Genomic DNA, 14,345 nt, shown 5'->3' with positions numbered 1-14,345 from the left:
TTTTACTTCTCCTCAATGAGCCAATTGATATTTTTTACTGCCTTTTTCAAATCTTCCACACCATTTTTTTCATAAGCACGCAATAAATATTCAACAGCCGAACACCAGCGATGCGCTGTTATCCCCGTTAAAGATTTAACAAAACCCTCCAACACATCTTTAACTTCAATACCGTTACTACCAACGTAGTGTTGTGGACTATTCACGTTATCCTGTTGTTTCATATCATGTTCTGTCTCGCTTTGTCCTGCCTTGTCCGCTTTCTGTGCCTTCTTCTCACTGATATTCTTGCCCCAGCACTCCGTACAAATGTTACGTAGCTTATTACCTCTCTGCCGTGAAAATTCATCAGGTAGTTTAATCTGATTGCACTTTTTACAAACTTGCAGCGTTCTAACATCCGTATTATAATCACGACTTAATATTCGGACTTCACTTAACCGAACCGTCTTGCGATGGTCGTTTACCTGTATCACGCACGTATTCACCAACACCGATATAACCTTTGCTGGCTCGTTCTTATATTCAACGATATATCCCGTCTTTACTTCTTCCATTGCTCCACCAATTTTTCCAAACTGTCAGGCTGAAACCCAGCCCACGCCTTATCAAATGACCCAGGCACTACAACAGGCAAACTGCCGAATTTGTGCTCTTTCAATTCGTTTGTCGCTGCTTCATTATTTGTCACGTTAATCAAAATGTACGGAATCTCATTATCATCCAGAAACTTTTTCGTATGATAGCACTGAATGCAATTGTCTTTTGTATAAACTATCACTTTCATTACGCTTCACCGTCCTTAATAAACACACCGTCAACCGTCTTACCTGTACGCTTTGAAATCACATCATAAGCCGACTGCAAGCAGTCTTTTAGGTTTAAATTTAGGGATAAGGCGATACCGTGCAAATCTTTCAAGAATTTGTTAAAAAAAGCATCGGGACAACCTTGCATTAACACTACATTATTCATTTGAATACTGCTCAATATTTTAGTACCAAATGCAATCCGTTCATTCGAACTTAATGCTGGAAGAGCCTTATCTAATTCCAAATCCCAATCCAACTTGCTCCCCGTCCAATGCGCCAAACCAATCAGCACCACCAACGTATCACCAAGCCCGTCAATCATTTCTGCTCTATCGCCTTTCAGATAAGCACCCACGAACTCGCCAAATTCTGCGAGTAAATATAATGACTGCTTTTCAATATCGTTCGTCTGTTTTTCTTCATGCCATCCAATGACTTTGTTTACTAAATCGTTCATTTTTTACCCCTCACTTTTCGCAAATGCTCTAGCAAACAAGATAGCTTCACACTCATCCTCACTAGGTTTAATCTCGTAAAGTTTTTCTACTAATTCTTTTGCATCATTTTTAACTTGGGCTCTGTTTTTATTTTTTATTCCTACCCTTTTCCTCCATTCAGCCGCTTTAATAATATTGACTAAATAGCCTTTTTCTTCTAAACAAATTTCCAATGTGCCACAAAGCTTTGCTAAAATTTCATAAACCACTGGATTTTTTTGAACTTGTACACCTTCAATAAATACAAAGGTTACTTCATGTGTTTTGCATAACGAAATACATTTTTTTATCGTTTTTCTAATCCGTTCATTGGTGTGACCTTGAGGTTTAATTACCCCAAAGTCAACAATATCCATTGAACCCATTTCCATTACACACCAACCAGTTGCAGTGGTGGACTGATCAAATGCGATTAATTTCATTCAATTGTCTCCATGCTTTTTCTGGTAAATATTCATTTTTTAATCCTTCCCCAACGATAATTAAATGTTTTTTTGCTCTCGTTACGGCAACATATGCTAAATTAGTAGTATCTTTATCACTAGGTTTATAAGCAACAACATCCCACTCACTACCTTGTGATTTATGAATGGTTAAACCATATGCTAAATCAAAGTTAAACAATAAATCTTTGTCCGATTTTAATGTCACATACTCTCCATTATCTATTTTTTGAATGACATCGAAATCTATAATTTCAAAAAGTTGTCCGTTAAAAAAGCGATTTTTATCATTGGTTTTTGCAATTATCTTATCTCCAATTGAAAAATCAGGATGTATGGCTGGTTTCCCATTTTTTACTCGTTGAGATTGATTAGTTTCTTTTACATCATTATTGGTAAATGTAAGCAATACTTCTGCACCCCGATTAAATGCTTCATCAATTGTCGAAACTACTTCAATATGATCGTGATTCATATTTGCATTTTGTGGCTCTCCTAATATTTCTCTACCCAATGCGACAATTTCAGGTGCTTCTGATCGCTTGTTATCTTTTAACTCTGCAACGACACATTCTTTTTGTAATCGTTCAAATGGTCGCCCATATTCAATAGGCGGTAATTGATTTTTATCTCCAACAAACACCAAATGTTGTCCCGTCCAATTATCCATCAACTTTTTAAATAAAGGAGTCGATAACATCCCCGATTCATCAATGACAATTGCATCGCATGGATCAGGATTGTGAACAAAACTGTGAATAGTTCGTACAGTTCCTTTATCTATTTTTTTTTGCAATGATTCTCTCGCTTTGTGTGTTGGTGCAAGAATGACAACTTTTTTCCCATTTGCTAATAATTGGTCGATGATCGTTGCAGTTACAAAGGATTTTCCAGTACCTGCACCACCAATCAAACACGAAATTTTATTTTCAATACATACCCTAACTGCATTCATTTGTTCTCTTGAAGCCTTTAACATCGGATTAATTCGATGCTTATAAATAGTCAAAGTTGTTTTCTGTTTAACCGGCAATCTGTCCATCGCCTCATGCGCCTTGATTGTTGTTTCTGTTGTGATTACATAAGGATCTTTATATAACACAATTCCTGTTTTATCGAAATTTTCGACATACATTGAAATAAAATCACTTCGTTCCTTTTGCATGCGTTCTGTCACATCTTGGTAGACTTTTGCTCGTCTTTCCTGATCTTGTGTATAACGAATTCCATACCGGTCTAATGTTTGTTTTGTCCGCTTAAATGCAAATCCATCTAATGCCAAAAAAGCATCGAACGGTTCATCTTCTAAATACATTAAAAAGAACTTTTCAGCATCGTATGTTTCAGGCTTACCTTCATACGAAAAAGCATTTTTTACATATGCGAAAGTATATGTTCTTTCAATGTTATCCCTAATTGACTGCGAAAAATCTATTATCTGCAAATCAAATCTACCTCTTTCTGTGTTAATCCATCAATTAACATTCTTTCTTTAATCTTTATCAGCAATTCTGCCGCTTCTTCATGCCATTTTGACAATTCTGCATTTCCTAATGTGTCTTTTAAAAATAAAACTGACTGATAATAAGTTTCATTTCTTTGACCTTTTTGAACACCATTGCTTAGCGCATTCTTAATCATCATTGCCTGCTTATGATTAAAATCTAACAATGATTTTTTAGCGTTCCATTCCTTCATCGTAACGACATTTTCTTTAGGTCGGAATTGTTCAATATTAACCATCGTTCCAATAACAATCGATACATCACTTCTTTTAAGTGGATATCCCATTAATTGAGATACTTTTTTAGACGATTCATCAATATCTAAATTCAGCATTTTTGCTAGCCCTGTTATCGTATTACGGTAATCCTCTTTTGATAATTGAATATCTGCTACTAAGATTATTCTCCAACGTTTCGACTGATTAAAATAATATTTTGCAGTAGGATAAACTAAACCAAATAAGTTTTGTTGTTGAAGTTTCGCTTCAATTTCTTCTCTTGAATAATCTCCCTCATCAATATCAATCGACAGTAATCTCCTACCACCCAAATAGTTTTTATCGTCTCGAATATTGTCTTTGTATTCTCCATCTAAGAAATAGGCTAAACGATGTTTTTTAATCGCTTTATATTCCTGCTCAGTTGTAGCACCATCCAATAAGGAAATACCGTTCACTTCATCCATCTCAACTGCATCAACATCCGCTAGAAATGTTTGAAGTGTTTCCACTGGACTGTGGATTAATTCATTTCCTACTACTCCAAACTTGAAGTTTAGTGGAAATTCTACAGTAATGACTGATTGTAGTAATTGTTCCTGTTTATATGCCTCTAGTTTCTCTTGCTCTTCTTCTGCATCTAATTCTAGTTTAAATATATCTTCTTCATCAAAGTAACTGAATCCTTTGAAGTCAAATGCATGTTCAGGTACGACTACCCACCTAGCATTCTCATTCCCTATTTTCTTGTTAGATTGTAGTTGTGTTACTCCTAATTCGGGTAACTCCTTCATTGCTCTAACTAGTTCATTAGAACCCAATATTTTTTTAAATTCCGTCGGTTTGTAATACCAATAATTTTCAACAATCCTCGCAGGAAAAACCTTCAATCGATCTAATGCATCCATTACCGCTGTTTCATCAGTATGATGATCTTGATATAATACAAACTTTAAAAAATCGCTCGCTTGACATGTTTTTATTTCGTGTATGATTTTCCAAGGTTCTGCGTTCCGATTTCTCATTTGACAAAAACCAAAGTTTTGTTGATAAAAAAATCGATAGCCATCAAATTGTAAATTCAATGATTGGTCATCTAAAATAACCACATTAGGTTTAATCCAATCATGATCTTCTTTCCCTAATTTAATTCTTCTAGTCGCATCTTTATAAACCATCATTGACTCTTGAAAACTTTCAGCAACCTTTAAATCCAATTGTTTTTTTGCGAAAGAAGCAGTTTTCATTACACCGGTGACATAATTTAACTTTTTGATGTATACTACTTTTTTTAGGTGCGTTTCTCTTAAAAAATCAGTACTCAAATTCAAGCTAGAAAAAGTAGCAATCTGATCTCTTTCAACTCCCATGCTTATCAATAAATCAAATGTACGATTGTATCCGCCAATTGCTAAGAATAAAACATCTTGACTATTGGTCACTCTACCCGCATTGCTGCTCTGTAATCGATCGTAAATCAGCTTTAAATTTTTTTGAGCTTTTTCAAAAATTATTTCTGACACCTTGAACCTATTCCTCCTTTCTGTTATAATCAACTTAAATAAATCAGTTTTTATTATCCCCTGACTTTGTGAAATAGGTCGGGGGATAAAATTTTTCATTTTATAAAATCTCTAAAATAGTATATATGGACGTAACTTTGTAACAAATGTTGATTTATCAAGGCTGAATTGGTTACAAACTTGGTTACAAAGTAGGTTACAGTTACAGGATTTCTACCCAAATTCAACGATTTTTGGTTATTTTCTGACTTTTGTAACCTACTTTGTAACTTTTTTTGTAACCTTAAGCAAACGTTGTTATATCAATGTTTGTCACTGTTTTCTGAAAATTTCACAAAGTCGCTTGTAACCATTTTTGTAACCTTGATTAGAACGGTAAATCGTCATCTTCTATTTCTGGTAAATCAGGATTTTCATCTAATGAAGAAAATTCATAATTACGATAAGGATATTCAGGATTATTTTTATTTGGTGTTATTTTTAAAGTCATTTTAAATTGCTTACCAATTGCTTTTTGCAATAGTTCAGTAATCGCTTCTTCGTCTACAAGATCAGATTTTTTAGGACTTAATCCCGTAAATTCGATAATTTTTAATAATAATTTCCCATTAGTTTCCAATACGAAATCTGGTAGTTCAGGATTGAAATTCAATCTTAAAAACTCAAATCGTCCCTTAAAATCTCCGCTAATAACTTCAAATTTAATATCTACTACTTCATTTTGTCTTTTATCTGCAGTACGTTCTACAGTAGCAATATGAATAGGATACTCTCCACTTTCTAATCTACCGCCGTTATTGACTTTATCTTTTTTAGGATCAAATCCGTCTGCTTTTACTTTGTTTAATGTATCTAAAATTCCCATATTTTTATTCTCCTTTTTGTAACAATGGAAATAATTCCATTTGATTGATTGTTTTTAAATGTCCTATTAATTGGTCTTTTGCTCGGGTAGATTGCGTAGGTTGCATCACAATAATGCGTTCTTCTTCTCCAGTGTTTGAATTTTCAATCACGACTAATCTACCTACCAACGGGATAATCCCCATAATTGCATCTATCGTACGGATCATTGGTCGATGCTGCGTGTAAACTCCTCCGTTTGTCTTTTTGATTTCAACTTGCTCTTCATGAGCAAATAAAATTAGATTCTTCTTGAATTTTTTTAAACTGGCAATGAAATCAAAAATAACTCTATCGACAATAGCATAGTCTTTTAACTCCGGCATTCCGCTTTTTGTTTCCTTCGCCTTAGCATTCAACCACATTTTTATGAATGTTGATAAATTATCAATAATAATATTGTCAAATTTCGTATGTTCTGATCTCAAATCCTTATAAAAACTTTCCATTTCTGCTAATGGTTTTTCGGGTTCCATTTCCCAAATTTCAACATTATCTTCTCCTTCTAACACGCTATACATACCATCAGTAGACCAAACAAGCGACTTACCTTTTAATGATTTAATCATTGAGGTTTTTCCTTTACCTGGTTCTGAATATATCAGGCATGTAAAATGTTGATACCTTGTTATATCTGCTGCTCTAATCCTTTTCATTGATACACCTACCTAATTTGTAATGATCGACTTCTAACCAATTTTGCACCTGGAACCTCTTCACCACGCTTTAGCGCATCTCTGATTGATGTTTTATCAACTTTAGGAGCCAGTGGAATTAAATAAGCTTCTGGTAAAATTTCCTCGTTATAAAGGTCAACACTTGGTGCATTATTTCTAATTGAAACATTAAACAATTCTGTTTTTACTTTTTCTTTTCCTAAAAACTCCATGTTATTAAATAAGTACGATTTAAGTGATTCAACCTTATTCTCTGCTGACTGTCTTTTTGCTTTCAATTTTGTTTCTTCATTTTTATAAGCTAGTACATCACCTTCAAAGTTTTTAATCATTTTAACGATATTCTCAACTTTTTCATCAAATGTTATTTCAATCCCTTGTAATGCAATCTGCGCTGCTTCCACTTCTTCAATGGTTTCTGCTTGTTCTAACATGACGGTAAAATCATGAAAGAGATTAGTTAATTCATAAAGTTTCATATTTACCTCCTACAATCTATCCATTAATTTAATAATCAAATGTCCTGCATTGATGATATTTTCCATTTGAGTTTCTTCTTCTAAGGCTTCAAATACAATATCAAGTAATTGTTCAGCTAAATCTTTTCTAGTCCATGCGGCTGTTTTTCGATTGTGTGGTTTTATCTTTTCCGGAAAGACTTCAAACTCTCTAATGCCATCAACTGTTTTTGAAGCAATGATGCCTAGTTTTCGCATATTACTAATTAATGTCTTTGCATATCCTTTAGTGATATTCAATTCACTAGCCATATCTTCATATGTCGCATTTGGCATTTCTTTTAATAGTTCTGCTATTTGTTCAAATCGTGTCATTATGTTATAATCTCCTTATACATGTTTTTATCGTCCGCATTGCCGTGCGGACTTTTTCTTTTGCCCACTCTATTATTTCTATCATCACTGCTTCCCAGCGTCTGTACGCTAATATATTCCAACTGTCAACGATATGTTGAAAGTTGCCAGTTTTGTTATACAAGTCCATACACTTGTGTAGTTCTTGTCTTTGCCATTGTTTCATCGCGCTAAGAAAAACGAATCGTCAGCGTCATAGAAAACATCCCACCAATCTTGTGGTTCCGGTCCACGTTTCACCCAGTAGCCTGTGTGGTGACATCCGTTACGGTCGTAGCTCATTTCGTCTGACTCGTGGACTTCTCCGTCCCATAAATCCTCACCGTAATACTCTTTAATTGCTTGTTTTATCATTTACATTCATCCTCTCCGTAAATCATTTTGCATATCCGTCTATCCATTGTGCTTTTTCTATGTTGCTCCCAAAATCTTTCTTGTTCTACTTGTCTGTGGTTTTCGATAACTGCACCGACAGCACAACCAAGCAGCAAACCACATAAAATAGTTAATATCCAATCACGCACAACATTTCCCCTCCCAATCAATTCTGGAAAAATTAGCATTCATCCATTCATTGAACTTAAATTTGTTGATTCTCCAAGGAACTCCTTGCTTATCCGAGTAGAAGATGATTTCACCTTCCAACTCTTCGCGGAATGGATAGAGTATCCGTGGCTTGATATACTTCATTTTCAAACCTACTCTTTTCTCTAGCCATTTCGCATCACCGATTGCACCTTTATCAGCTTCAGCACGGATACGAGCTATTTCGGCTTCGTGCTGCTGTTGGAGCACCTGTTTTTCGTACTCAATAAGCTCTGCAATTGTCATAGTTGTTACTCCTTTTCTCTAAAAACATTTACGTCTACTTCTAGTGCGTCTGCTAATTTAAATGCGTTTTTTAAACTTAAATTCTCTGCTCTGCCGTCACGCAAAGCATAAATACCTTGCCGTCTTACTTTAGGTTTGTTTATCTTTTTTCAACCTAAGTTGTAAAAAAAATTAGCAATATCATTTCCATATTCTCCAATCATCAAACGAATTTCATCTAATGAAAAATCAGCTCCAGTTCCATTTAGTCTGTGGCTAAGCGTTGAATCTGTTAAACCTAGCAACTTTTTCAACTCATTTCGTGTAACTGAATGAGTTATCATCCATGCTTTAAACTCATTATACGGTGGTCTTTTTCTATTCACATTCATTAAATCACCTCTCTTTTTGTTTATCTTTTTTCAACCACACACATATAATAACTCGTTTCATTTTTAAAGTCAACAAGAAAATTGAAAAAAAATAAACTTTTTTCGTTTTCCTGTTGTTTCTTTAGAAACTTGGTAGTATAATTATTTTAAAAATATAAGACGGAAGTGGGTGATTAACATGAGCTTCGCTCAAAAAATTAAATCGATAAGAATTGAAAAAGGTCTCAATCAAGATGAATTTGCTTCTGCGTTAAATTCATTTGCTGAAAAATCAAATGGTTTATATTCATCAAATTTCAACAAGACCAATATCTCGAAATGGGAAAATGGAAAAGTTGAACCTAGAATGGATACTATTCGATTGATAGCTTCTACTTTTGATATAGAACCTAATGAATTATTAGGCATCCAACAACCCTACTACACATTAACCGAGAAAGAAAAACTAGACATAGGAAAGGAAGTTGATAAATTACTAGAAGGAATGTTTACTAAATCGGAAGTAAATTTCTATGGTGAGCCACTGACGGATGAAGGCAAAGAACAATTACGTATCGCTATTCAAATGGCAATGGAATTGAACAAAGAAAAAGCCAAAAAGAAATTCACCCCTAAAAAATATCGTAATGAGTAGGTGGTTACATGAGATATGAAACTATTGAAAAGGCAGTCGAAAAGGCATTTAAGCTAGCAGAATCGTATGAACCTTATAAAATAGCAAAAAACAATGATGTTGATATATTAGACATTCCATTAGATTTTGACACTTTTGGTATGACTATTCGTAATCATCGGCATAGCAGTATCATACTGAATTCTCTTATCCACGAGAATTTAAGAGAATTCGTATTATGCCATGAATTAGGACATATATTTTTGCACAAACAAGCCAGTACACCCTTTATGCGAAGCGTGGGGGCACCCTCGCAAGTTTTAAAAATCGAAGCCGAAGCTAATCGGTTTGCGTTTGAATTATTAAGAAATCAATACGAAGAACTAGATTTTATGACCAAAGACCAGATTGTTGACTACTTTCAGTTACCAAAGTATATGAAAGATTATATTTAATATAGATTAAGGAGAGAGAAACATGAAAAAAACAATATTATTAGCAATCAGTGTATTAACATTAGCTGGCTGTTCAAACGCAATTACAAAACAAGATTTACAAAAGAATGAATGGGTAACTGACACTTCTAAAATTTATGACGATGTGGACATTGAATTGAAATTCCACGAAAATAATGTAGATATCAACATTGATTCCGAAGATGTGTATCAAGTAGCAATTAAACAAAATCCAGAAATGGATAACCCCTTAGCAAGAGCATTCTTCGAACAATATGCAAAAGACATTCTAAAGCAATCTGCACCATACACATTACAAGATGGAAAATTAGCCATTACATTCACAGGTCCTGAAAACGAAACAGTCGATTTATATTTTGTCGCTAAAAAAGAAAAAAATAATATAATGTTGACCTTAGACCCACAAAACGATGGAGCATCAAACAACTTACTTGAATTAGCAACCAAAAATGGTGTAAAAGTGGAAGATATCGGCTTATTACTTGAACCAAAATAACCCAGCCTTGTATCGTTAATGCGCAATCAATCTCCCCGTCGATGAGGGATTATATTTCAACATCGTGGGTAAGGTTGTGGATAGTTTTACGCCCGTGGAGGTGTAGAGGATTGAATAGAAAGGAAAAATAATAAACAGTAATAAACAGTAATAAACAGTAATAAACAGTAACCCGAATGCAATGAGACTAACTATTATTAACCAAAAAAGTTGAAAAATAGTCAATAAGTATTGACTTCCATGTAAAATTACTACTGTACTACCGATATAAATAAGTTAACAAAACTCTTGGTAGTATTCGCCCACCATAAGGGAGCGCGGAACCCAAGAGTTTCTGTTATTAAGAGAAGAAAATATGATATAATGTAGTTACTAACCAAGGGAAACCTTGTGCAAATACGGCTGGTAACTGCTTTACGTGGTTACCTTTTTGTTTTGCGTTGAGTAAAAGCGAGTAGAAGTTGAAATTGAAAGGAGTAATAGAATGGAAATTGAAATGCAACAGTTCGTTCTTTATGAAAATGACAATCGGGACATTATCGCAGATGTCATGGTATGGCATGATACTCTATGGATGCCACAAAAACAAATGGCTGAGTTGTTTAACGTAGATATTTCAACCATCAATGAACATATTAAAAATATTTACAAAACAGGAGAACTCGAAGAAAGTTCAACTATTGGGAAATTCCCAATAGTTCAAATCGAAGGTGCAAGACAAGTTACCCGTCAGGTCTACTTCTATAATTTGGACATGATTATCTCTGTTGGATATCGAGTTAATTCTCAAAAAGCCACACACTTTAGACAATGGGCGACCTCTGTTCTTAAAGAATATATGATTAAAGGTTTTGCAATGGATGATGAACGTTTAAAACAAGGTAGTAATTTACTAGGAAAAGATTATTTCCAGGAATTACTAGAGCGTGTTAGGTCAATCCGTGCAAGTGAAAGAAGAATTTGGCAACAAATTACTGATATCTTTGCAGAGGTAAGTACAGATTATGACAAAAATAGTGAAGTAACACGATTATTTTATGCTCATGTGCAAGATAAGTTTCATTACGCTATTACAGGTCAAACAGCCGCAGAAATTATATACAAACAAGCTGATAATACCAAAGAAAATATGGGACTAACCACTTGGAAATCTGCACCTAATGGTAGAATTTTAAAAAGTGATGCTCAAATTGCCAAAAATTACTTATCAGAAAAAGAAATCAAATCCTTGGAACGAACCGTCACTCAATATTTCGACTATATCGAAGGATTAATTGAAAGACGCAACACTTTTACGATGGAAGAATTCGCCAATAGCGTCGAACGCTTTTTAGATTTCAACGAATATAAAATATTAGAAGGACATGGAAAAATTTCGTCAAAACAAGCTAAAGAAAAAGCCAAAACGGAATATGATATATTTAACAAAAGGCAAACAATTATTTCTGATTTTGATAAGGAAATTAAAAGAATAACTGATAAAAATAAATAAAAACATCCCACACCCTCCCCGACCAAAGCGAAGGTGTGAGACTAGCAAAAATACACCCAAATAGGGCTTATTTCCTATGCCCTATTATACCAGAAAAGAAAGAAGGTATAAAGATATGGCAAGCATAAAAAAAGATAAAAATAGCGGTAAATGGTATTGTCGTATAAGTTTTAAAGATGAACAAGGAAAGTTTAAAACAAAAAGTAAGTTCGGATTTGGAACGAAAAAAGAAGCAGAAGTATATGCTGCTTCTCTTGAATTAAAGAAGAAAGATACCCCTGATTTAAATGGCAAAGATTTAACAATCTTCGCTAATTACTTTGAAGAATGGTGCAATACCTACATCATCGGCAAGTATTCTAAAGGAACAGATAGAAAATACGAGCATGAGATAGAATTAGTTGAAAATTACTTCGGAGAGATGAAATTAGTCGATTTAACACGAACTAAATACCAAGCATACATAAATGAACGTGGAATGAATAAAAGTAAAAACACTGTACAAAAAACGCATGGGTATTTAAAAAAATGCCTATCCTACGCTATTGCAGACGGGTTAATCAAAACTGACCCCAGCTTTGGCGCAGTTCTACATTATGACATTGAAGAACAAGCAAGAATCAAACATCTCAATCAAGACCAAGCAACTAAGCTACTTAATGTTCTGAACGATAGTGATGACTTCAAAGATTTAATGCTCTATATTGCGCTGACAACCGGTTTAAGAATAGGTGAAGTATTTGGACTATCTTATAAAGATATTGCTAAAGAAAGTCTGTCAGTGAATCGTGGATATGATTATAAAGATACCTTTAGCTTCACCAAAGGTAAAACAAAAAGTAGTATACGAACTATCGCTACTACACCAGAATTATACGCAAAGGTACAAAAGCATAAAATAAAATGCATAAAGTACAACAAAGAATACTTATTCATGAATAATCGCAATCGTCCTATTATCACATACACTGGATTAAGTAAACATTTTAAAAAAATACTCTCAGAATTGAATCTTCCAAAGATAACAATTCATGCATTGCGTCATACGCATGCATCGCTGCTGCTTTATGCTGGAGTGAATATCGGCTATATTAGTCAACGCCTAGGTCATTCAAATATATCGGAAACCTTGAATACCTACACGCATATCGTAAAAGAGCTTGAACAACAAAGTGATAAAGATTTCCTTGAAGTCTTCAAAGTGAATGCAAAATAACTGCAAAAAGATTTGAAAAAGTAATTCATTCTTATCAAAACTAAAAATAAAGAAAAACGGTGTAAACATTGTTAAATCAACGTTTACACCGTTTTTAATAATTTCACAACAGTATCTTAACGATACTATTAACGGAGAAGGAGGGATTTGAACCCTCGCGCCGGTTTCCCGACCTACACCCTTAGCAGGGGCGCCTCTTCAGCCTCTTGAGTACTTCCCCATCAACCAAGTCTATTCACTTGTATGGGCCTAAATGGACTCGAACCATCGACCTCACCCTTATCAGGGGTGCGCTCTAACCAGCTGAGCTATAGGCCCTTCTCTTTTTAAGCGGGTGACGAGAATCGAACTCGCGACAACAGCTTGGAAGGCTGTAGTTTTACCACTAAACTACACCCGCACCTTCTTTTCGTCTTCCTATTCCTAATTGCGGGGGCAGGACTCGAACCTGCGACCTTCGGGTTATGAGCCCGACGAGATGCCAACTTCTCCACCCCGCGATCTTTATTATTAAGGAGGATGTGGGATTCGAACCCACGCACGCTTTTACACGCCTGACGGTTTTCAAGACCGTTCCCTTCAGCCGGACTTGGGTAATCCTCCGTTCTTTTATGGACCTTGTAGGACTCGAACCTACGACCGGACGGTTATGAGCCGTCTGCTCTAACCACCTGAGCTAAAGGTCCATCCCTCTTATAGCGGCGAAGGGGATCGAACCCATGACCTCCCGGGTATGAACCGGACGCTCTAGCCAGCTGAGCTACACCGCCATCTTTTTTATTAATGGAGAATAGCGGGATCGAACCGCTGACCTCCTGCGTGCAAAGCAGGCGCTCTCCCAGCTGAGCTAATCCCCCATTTTTTGATTAAAAAAAATCGGGAAGACAGGATTCGAACCTGCGACCCCTTGGTCCCAAACCAAGTGCTCTACCAAGCTGAGCTACTTCCCGTTGTTTTCTTATACACCCAGCAGGAGTCGAACCTGCAACCGCTTGATTCGTAGTCAAGTACTCTATCCAATTGAGCTATGGGTGCTCCTTATATGCCGAGGACCGGAATCGAACCGGTACGGGTATCACTACCCGCAGGATTTTAAGTCCTGTGCGTCTGCCAGTTCCGCCACCCCGGCATCTCTGCCGTAATTTCTTACTCTGGCAAAAAGCGGAAAACGGGGTTCGAACCCGCGACCCCCACCTTGGCAAGGTGGTGTTCTACCACTGAACTATTTCCGCATACTTTCTCTTATGCCGGCTAAAGGACTTGAACCCTCGACCCTCTGATTACAAATCAGATGCTCTACCAACTGAGCTAAGCCGGCCTATTCCCATGCGGGTGAAGGGACTTGAACCCCCACGCCCGAAGGCGCCAGATCCTAAATCTGGTGCGTCTGCCAATTCCGC

19 protein-coding genes and 14 tRNA genes (1 of these 33 running past the window's edge) are annotated in these 14,345 nt (G+C 35.7%); 5 read left to right on the top strand and 28 right to left on the bottom strand.

Going from position 1 to position 14,345, the window contains the following annotated elements; genetic code table 11:
* Positions 1–2 precede the first annotated feature (2 nt).
* From JDW14_03150 to JDW14_03085, 14 genes are all read right to left on the bottom strand, one after another.
* Positions 3–224: a DUF3310 domain-containing protein gene (locus tag JDW14_03150; GenBank protein QQD66484.1), complete on the bottom strand. Its 222-nt coding sequence runs from the start codon at positions 222–224 to the stop codon at positions 3–5.
* 320 nt (positions 225–544) lie between these two features.
* The gene (locus JDW14_03145; protein QQD66118.1) at positions 545–787 is read right to left on the bottom strand and encodes an NrdH-redoxin; all 243 of its coding nucleotides are present in this window, start codon (positions 785–787) and stop codon (positions 545–547) included.
* Positions 787–1,269 (bottom strand): hypothetical protein, encoded by a 483-nt coding sequence (locus JDW14_03140; protein QQD66117.1) that lies wholly within the window; start codon positions 1,267–1,269, stop codon positions 787–789. Before JDW14_03140 ends, JDW14_03145 begins: the two co-directional genes overlap by 1 nt.
* 3 nt (positions 1,270–1,272) lie before the next feature.
* Positions 1,273–1,731: a crossover junction endodeoxyribonuclease RuvC gene (locus JDW14_03135; protein ID QQD66116.1), complete on the bottom strand. Its 459-nt coding sequence runs from the start codon at positions 1,729–1,731 to the stop codon at positions 1,273–1,275.
* Complete coding sequence (locus JDW14_03130) at positions 1,712–3,196, bottom strand: AAA family ATPase (GenBank protein ID QQD66115.1); 1,485 nt, start codon at positions 3,194–3,196, stop codon at positions 1,712–1,714. Before JDW14_03130 ends, JDW14_03135 begins: the two co-directional genes overlap by 20 nt.
* Complete coding sequence (locus JDW14_03125) at positions 3,187–4,998, bottom strand: hypothetical protein (GenBank protein ID QQD66114.1); 1,812 nt, start codon at positions 4,996–4,998, stop codon at positions 3,187–3,189. Before JDW14_03125 ends, JDW14_03130 begins: the two co-directional genes overlap by 10 nt.
* A 367-nt stretch (positions 4,999–5,365) precedes the next feature.
* Positions 5,366–5,863, bottom strand: coding sequence for a hypothetical protein (locus JDW14_03120; GenBank protein ID QQD66113.1), 498 nt, complete (start codon positions 5,861–5,863; stop codon positions 5,366–5,368).
* Between the two features lie 4 nt (positions 5,864–5,867).
* The gene (locus JDW14_03115) at positions 5,868–6,557 is read right to left on the bottom strand and encodes an AAA family ATPase (protein ID QQD66112.1); all 690 of its coding nucleotides are present in this window, start codon (positions 6,555–6,557) and stop codon (positions 5,868–5,870) included.
* An 8-nt stretch (positions 6,558–6,565) separates the two neighbouring features.
* Complete coding sequence (locus JDW14_03110; GenBank protein ID QQD66111.1) at positions 6,566–7,057, bottom strand: siphovirus Gp157 family protein; 492 nt, start codon at positions 7,055–7,057, stop codon at positions 6,566–6,568.
* A 9-nt stretch (positions 7,058–7,066) separates the two neighbouring features.
* The gene (locus tag JDW14_03105; GenBank protein QQD66110.1) at positions 7,067–7,411 is read right to left on the bottom strand and encodes a hypothetical protein; all 345 of its coding nucleotides are present in this window, start codon (positions 7,409–7,411) and stop codon (positions 7,067–7,069) included.
* A gap of 201 nt (positions 7,412–7,612) precedes the next feature.
* Positions 7,613–7,804, bottom strand: coding sequence for a hypothetical protein (locus tag JDW14_03100; protein QQD66109.1), 192 nt, complete (start codon positions 7,802–7,804; stop codon positions 7,613–7,615).
* Positions 7,801–7,974: a hypothetical protein gene (locus tag JDW14_03095; protein ID QQD66108.1), complete on the bottom strand. Its 174-nt coding sequence runs from the start codon at positions 7,972–7,974 to the stop codon at positions 7,801–7,803. Before JDW14_03095 ends, JDW14_03100 begins: the two co-directional genes overlap by 4 nt.
* On the bottom strand, positions 7,967–8,281 hold the full coding sequence (locus tag JDW14_03090; GenBank protein QQD66107.1) for a DUF771 domain-containing protein: 315 nt from the start codon (positions 8,279–8,281) through the stop codon (positions 7,967–7,969). Before JDW14_03090 ends, JDW14_03095 begins: the two co-directional genes overlap by 8 nt.
* Positions 8,282–8,430: 149 nt before the next feature.
* Positions 8,431–8,652, bottom strand: coding sequence for a hypothetical protein (locus JDW14_03085; protein QQD66106.1), 222 nt, complete (start codon positions 8,650–8,652; stop codon positions 8,431–8,433).
* Between the two features lie 178 nt (positions 8,653–8,830).
* On the opposite strand from JDW14_03085, the gene JDW14_03080 reads away from it, so the two are divergent.
* The 5 genes from JDW14_03080 (at position 8,831) to JDW14_03060 (ending at position 12,945) form a co-directional block, all read left to right on the top strand.
* Positions 8,831–9,286 (top strand): helix-turn-helix transcriptional regulator, encoded by a 456-nt coding sequence (locus tag JDW14_03080; protein ID QQD66105.1) that lies wholly within the window; start codon positions 8,831–8,833, stop codon positions 9,284–9,286.
* 8 nt (positions 9,287–9,294) lie between these two features.
* Entirely contained in the window at positions 9,295–9,720 is a 426-nt protein-coding gene (locus tag JDW14_03075; protein ID QQD66104.1) for an ImmA/IrrE family metallo-endopeptidase, read from the top strand.
* 22 nt (positions 9,721–9,742) lie between these two features.
* Positions 9,743–10,237, top strand: a complete 495-nt coding sequence (locus JDW14_03070; GenBank protein ID QQD66103.1) for a membrane lipoprotein lipid attachment site-containing protein — start codon at positions 9,743–9,745, stop codon at positions 10,235–10,237.
* Between the two features lie 484 nt (positions 10,238–10,721).
* The gene (locus tag JDW14_03065; GenBank protein QQD66102.1) at positions 10,722–11,729 is read left to right on the top strand and encodes a virulence RhuM family protein; all 1,008 of its coding nucleotides are present in this window, start codon (positions 10,722–10,724) and stop codon (positions 11,727–11,729) included.
* A gap of 115 nt (positions 11,730–11,844) precedes the next feature.
* Positions 11,845–12,945 (top strand): site-specific integrase, encoded by a 1,101-nt coding sequence (locus JDW14_03060; protein ID QQD66101.1) that lies wholly within the window; start codon positions 11,845–11,847, stop codon positions 12,943–12,945.
* Between the two features lie 132 nt (positions 12,946–13,077).
* On the opposite strand, the gene JDW14_03055 is transcribed toward JDW14_03060, so the two are convergent.
* The 14 genes from JDW14_03055 to JDW14_02990 all read right to left on the bottom strand — a co-directional run.
* A tRNA-Ser gene (locus JDW14_03055) sits at positions 13,078–13,165 on the bottom strand.
* Positions 13,166–13,189: 24 nt separating this feature from the next.
* A tRNA-Ile gene (locus JDW14_03050) sits at positions 13,190–13,263 on the bottom strand.
* A gap of 11 nt (positions 13,264–13,274) precedes the next feature.
* Positions 13,275–13,345, bottom strand: a tRNA-Gly gene (locus JDW14_03045).
* Positions 13,346–13,372: 27 nt separating this feature from the next.
* Positions 13,373–13,445: transfer RNA gene (locus JDW14_03040), tRNA-Met, on the bottom strand.
* A gap of 13 nt (positions 13,446–13,458) precedes the next feature.
* A tRNA-Ser gene (locus tag JDW14_03035) sits at positions 13,459–13,548 on the bottom strand.
* Between the two features lie 9 nt (positions 13,549–13,557).
* Positions 13,558–13,631, bottom strand: a tRNA-Ile gene (locus tag JDW14_03030).
* A 10-nt stretch (positions 13,632–13,641) separates the two neighbouring features.
* Positions 13,642–13,715 (bottom strand) — tRNA-Met (locus JDW14_03025).
* Between the two features lie 14 nt (positions 13,716–13,729).
* Positions 13,730–13,802: transfer RNA gene (locus JDW14_03020), tRNA-Ala, on the bottom strand.
* Between the two features lie 19 nt (positions 13,803–13,821).
* Positions 13,822–13,895 (bottom strand) — tRNA-Pro (locus tag JDW14_03015).
* An 11-nt stretch (positions 13,896–13,906) separates the two neighbouring features.
* Positions 13,907–13,980, bottom strand: a tRNA-Arg gene (locus tag JDW14_03010).
* 8 nt (positions 13,981–13,988) lie between these two features.
* Positions 13,989–14,074 (bottom strand) — tRNA-Leu (locus JDW14_03005).
* Positions 14,075–14,105: 31 nt separating this feature from the next.
* Positions 14,106–14,177: transfer RNA gene (locus tag JDW14_03000), tRNA-Gly, on the bottom strand.
* Between the two features lie 13 nt (positions 14,178–14,190).
* Positions 14,191–14,263, bottom strand: a tRNA-Thr gene (locus tag JDW14_02995).
* Between the two features lie 9 nt (positions 14,264–14,272).
* Positions 14,273–14,345: transfer RNA gene (locus tag JDW14_02990), tRNA-Leu, on the bottom strand (it continues 9 nt past the right edge of the window).

It is taken from the genome of Aerococcaceae bacterium zg-252, assembly GCA_016237705.1.
GTDB classification, from domain to species: Bacteria; Bacillota; Bacilli; order Lactobacillales; family Aerococcaceae; genus Globicatella; species Globicatella yangjingiae.
The sequence above is the reverse complement of the archived record's forward strand: the minus strand, read 5'-3'. Positions and strand labels throughout refer to the sequence as shown.

Excerpts from the sequence above, each read along its gene's own strand:
- JDW14_03150 (QQD66484.1), bottom strand. The coding sequence starts at position 224 with ATGAAACAACAGGATAACGTGAATAGTCCACAACACTACGTTGGTAGT.
- JDW14_03145 (QQD66118.1), bottom strand. The coding sequence starts at position 787 with ATGAAAGTGATAGTTTATACAAAAGACAATTGCATTCAGTGCTATCAT.
- JDW14_03140 (QQD66117.1), bottom strand. The coding sequence starts at position 1,269 with ATGAACGATTTAGTAAACAAAGTCATTGGATGGCATGAAGAAAAACAG.
- JDW14_03135 (QQD66116.1), bottom strand. The coding sequence starts at position 1,731 with ATGAAATTAATCGCATTTGATCAGTCCACCACTGCAACTGGTTGGTGT.
- JDW14_03120 (QQD66113.1), bottom strand. The coding sequence starts at position 5,863 with ATGGGAATTTTAGATACATTAAACAAAGTAAAAGCAGACGGATTTGAT.
- JDW14_03115 (QQD66112.1), bottom strand. The coding sequence starts at position 6,557 with ATGAAAAGGATTAGAGCAGCAGATATAACAAGGTATCAACATTTTACA.
- JDW14_03110 (QQD66111.1), bottom strand. The coding sequence starts at position 7,057 with ATGAAACTTTATGAATTAACTAATCTCTTTCATGATTTTACCGTCATG.
- JDW14_03105 (QQD66110.1), bottom strand. The coding sequence starts at position 7,411 with ATGACACGATTTGAACAAATAGCAGAACTATTAAAAGAAATGCCAAAT.
- JDW14_03100 (QQD66109.1), bottom strand. The coding sequence starts at position 7,804 with ATGATAAAACAAGCAATTAAAGAGTATTACGGTGAGGATTTATGGGAC.
- JDW14_03090 (QQD66107.1), bottom strand. The coding sequence starts at position 8,281 with ATGACAATTGCAGAGCTTATTGAGTACGAAAAACAGGTGCTCCAACAG.
- JDW14_03085 (QQD66106.1), bottom strand. The coding sequence starts at position 8,652 with ATGAATGTGAATAGAAAAAGACCACCGTATAATGAGTTTAAAGCATGG.
- JDW14_03080 (QQD66105.1), top strand. The coding sequence starts at position 8,831 with ATGAGCTTCGCTCAAAAAATTAAATCGATAAGAATTGAAAAAGGTCTC.
- JDW14_03075 (QQD66104.1), top strand. The coding sequence starts at position 9,295 with ATGAGATATGAAACTATTGAAAAGGCAGTCGAAAAGGCATTTAAGCTA.
- JDW14_03070 (QQD66103.1), top strand. The coding sequence starts at position 9,743 with ATGAAAAAAACAATATTATTAGCAATCAGTGTATTAACATTAGCTGGC.
- JDW14_03065 (QQD66102.1), top strand. The coding sequence starts at position 10,722 with ATGGAAATTGAAATGCAACAGTTCGTTCTTTATGAAAATGACAATCGG.
- JDW14_03060 (QQD66101.1), top strand. The coding sequence starts at position 11,845 with ATGGCAAGCATAAAAAAAGATAAAAATAGCGGTAAATGGTATTGTCGT.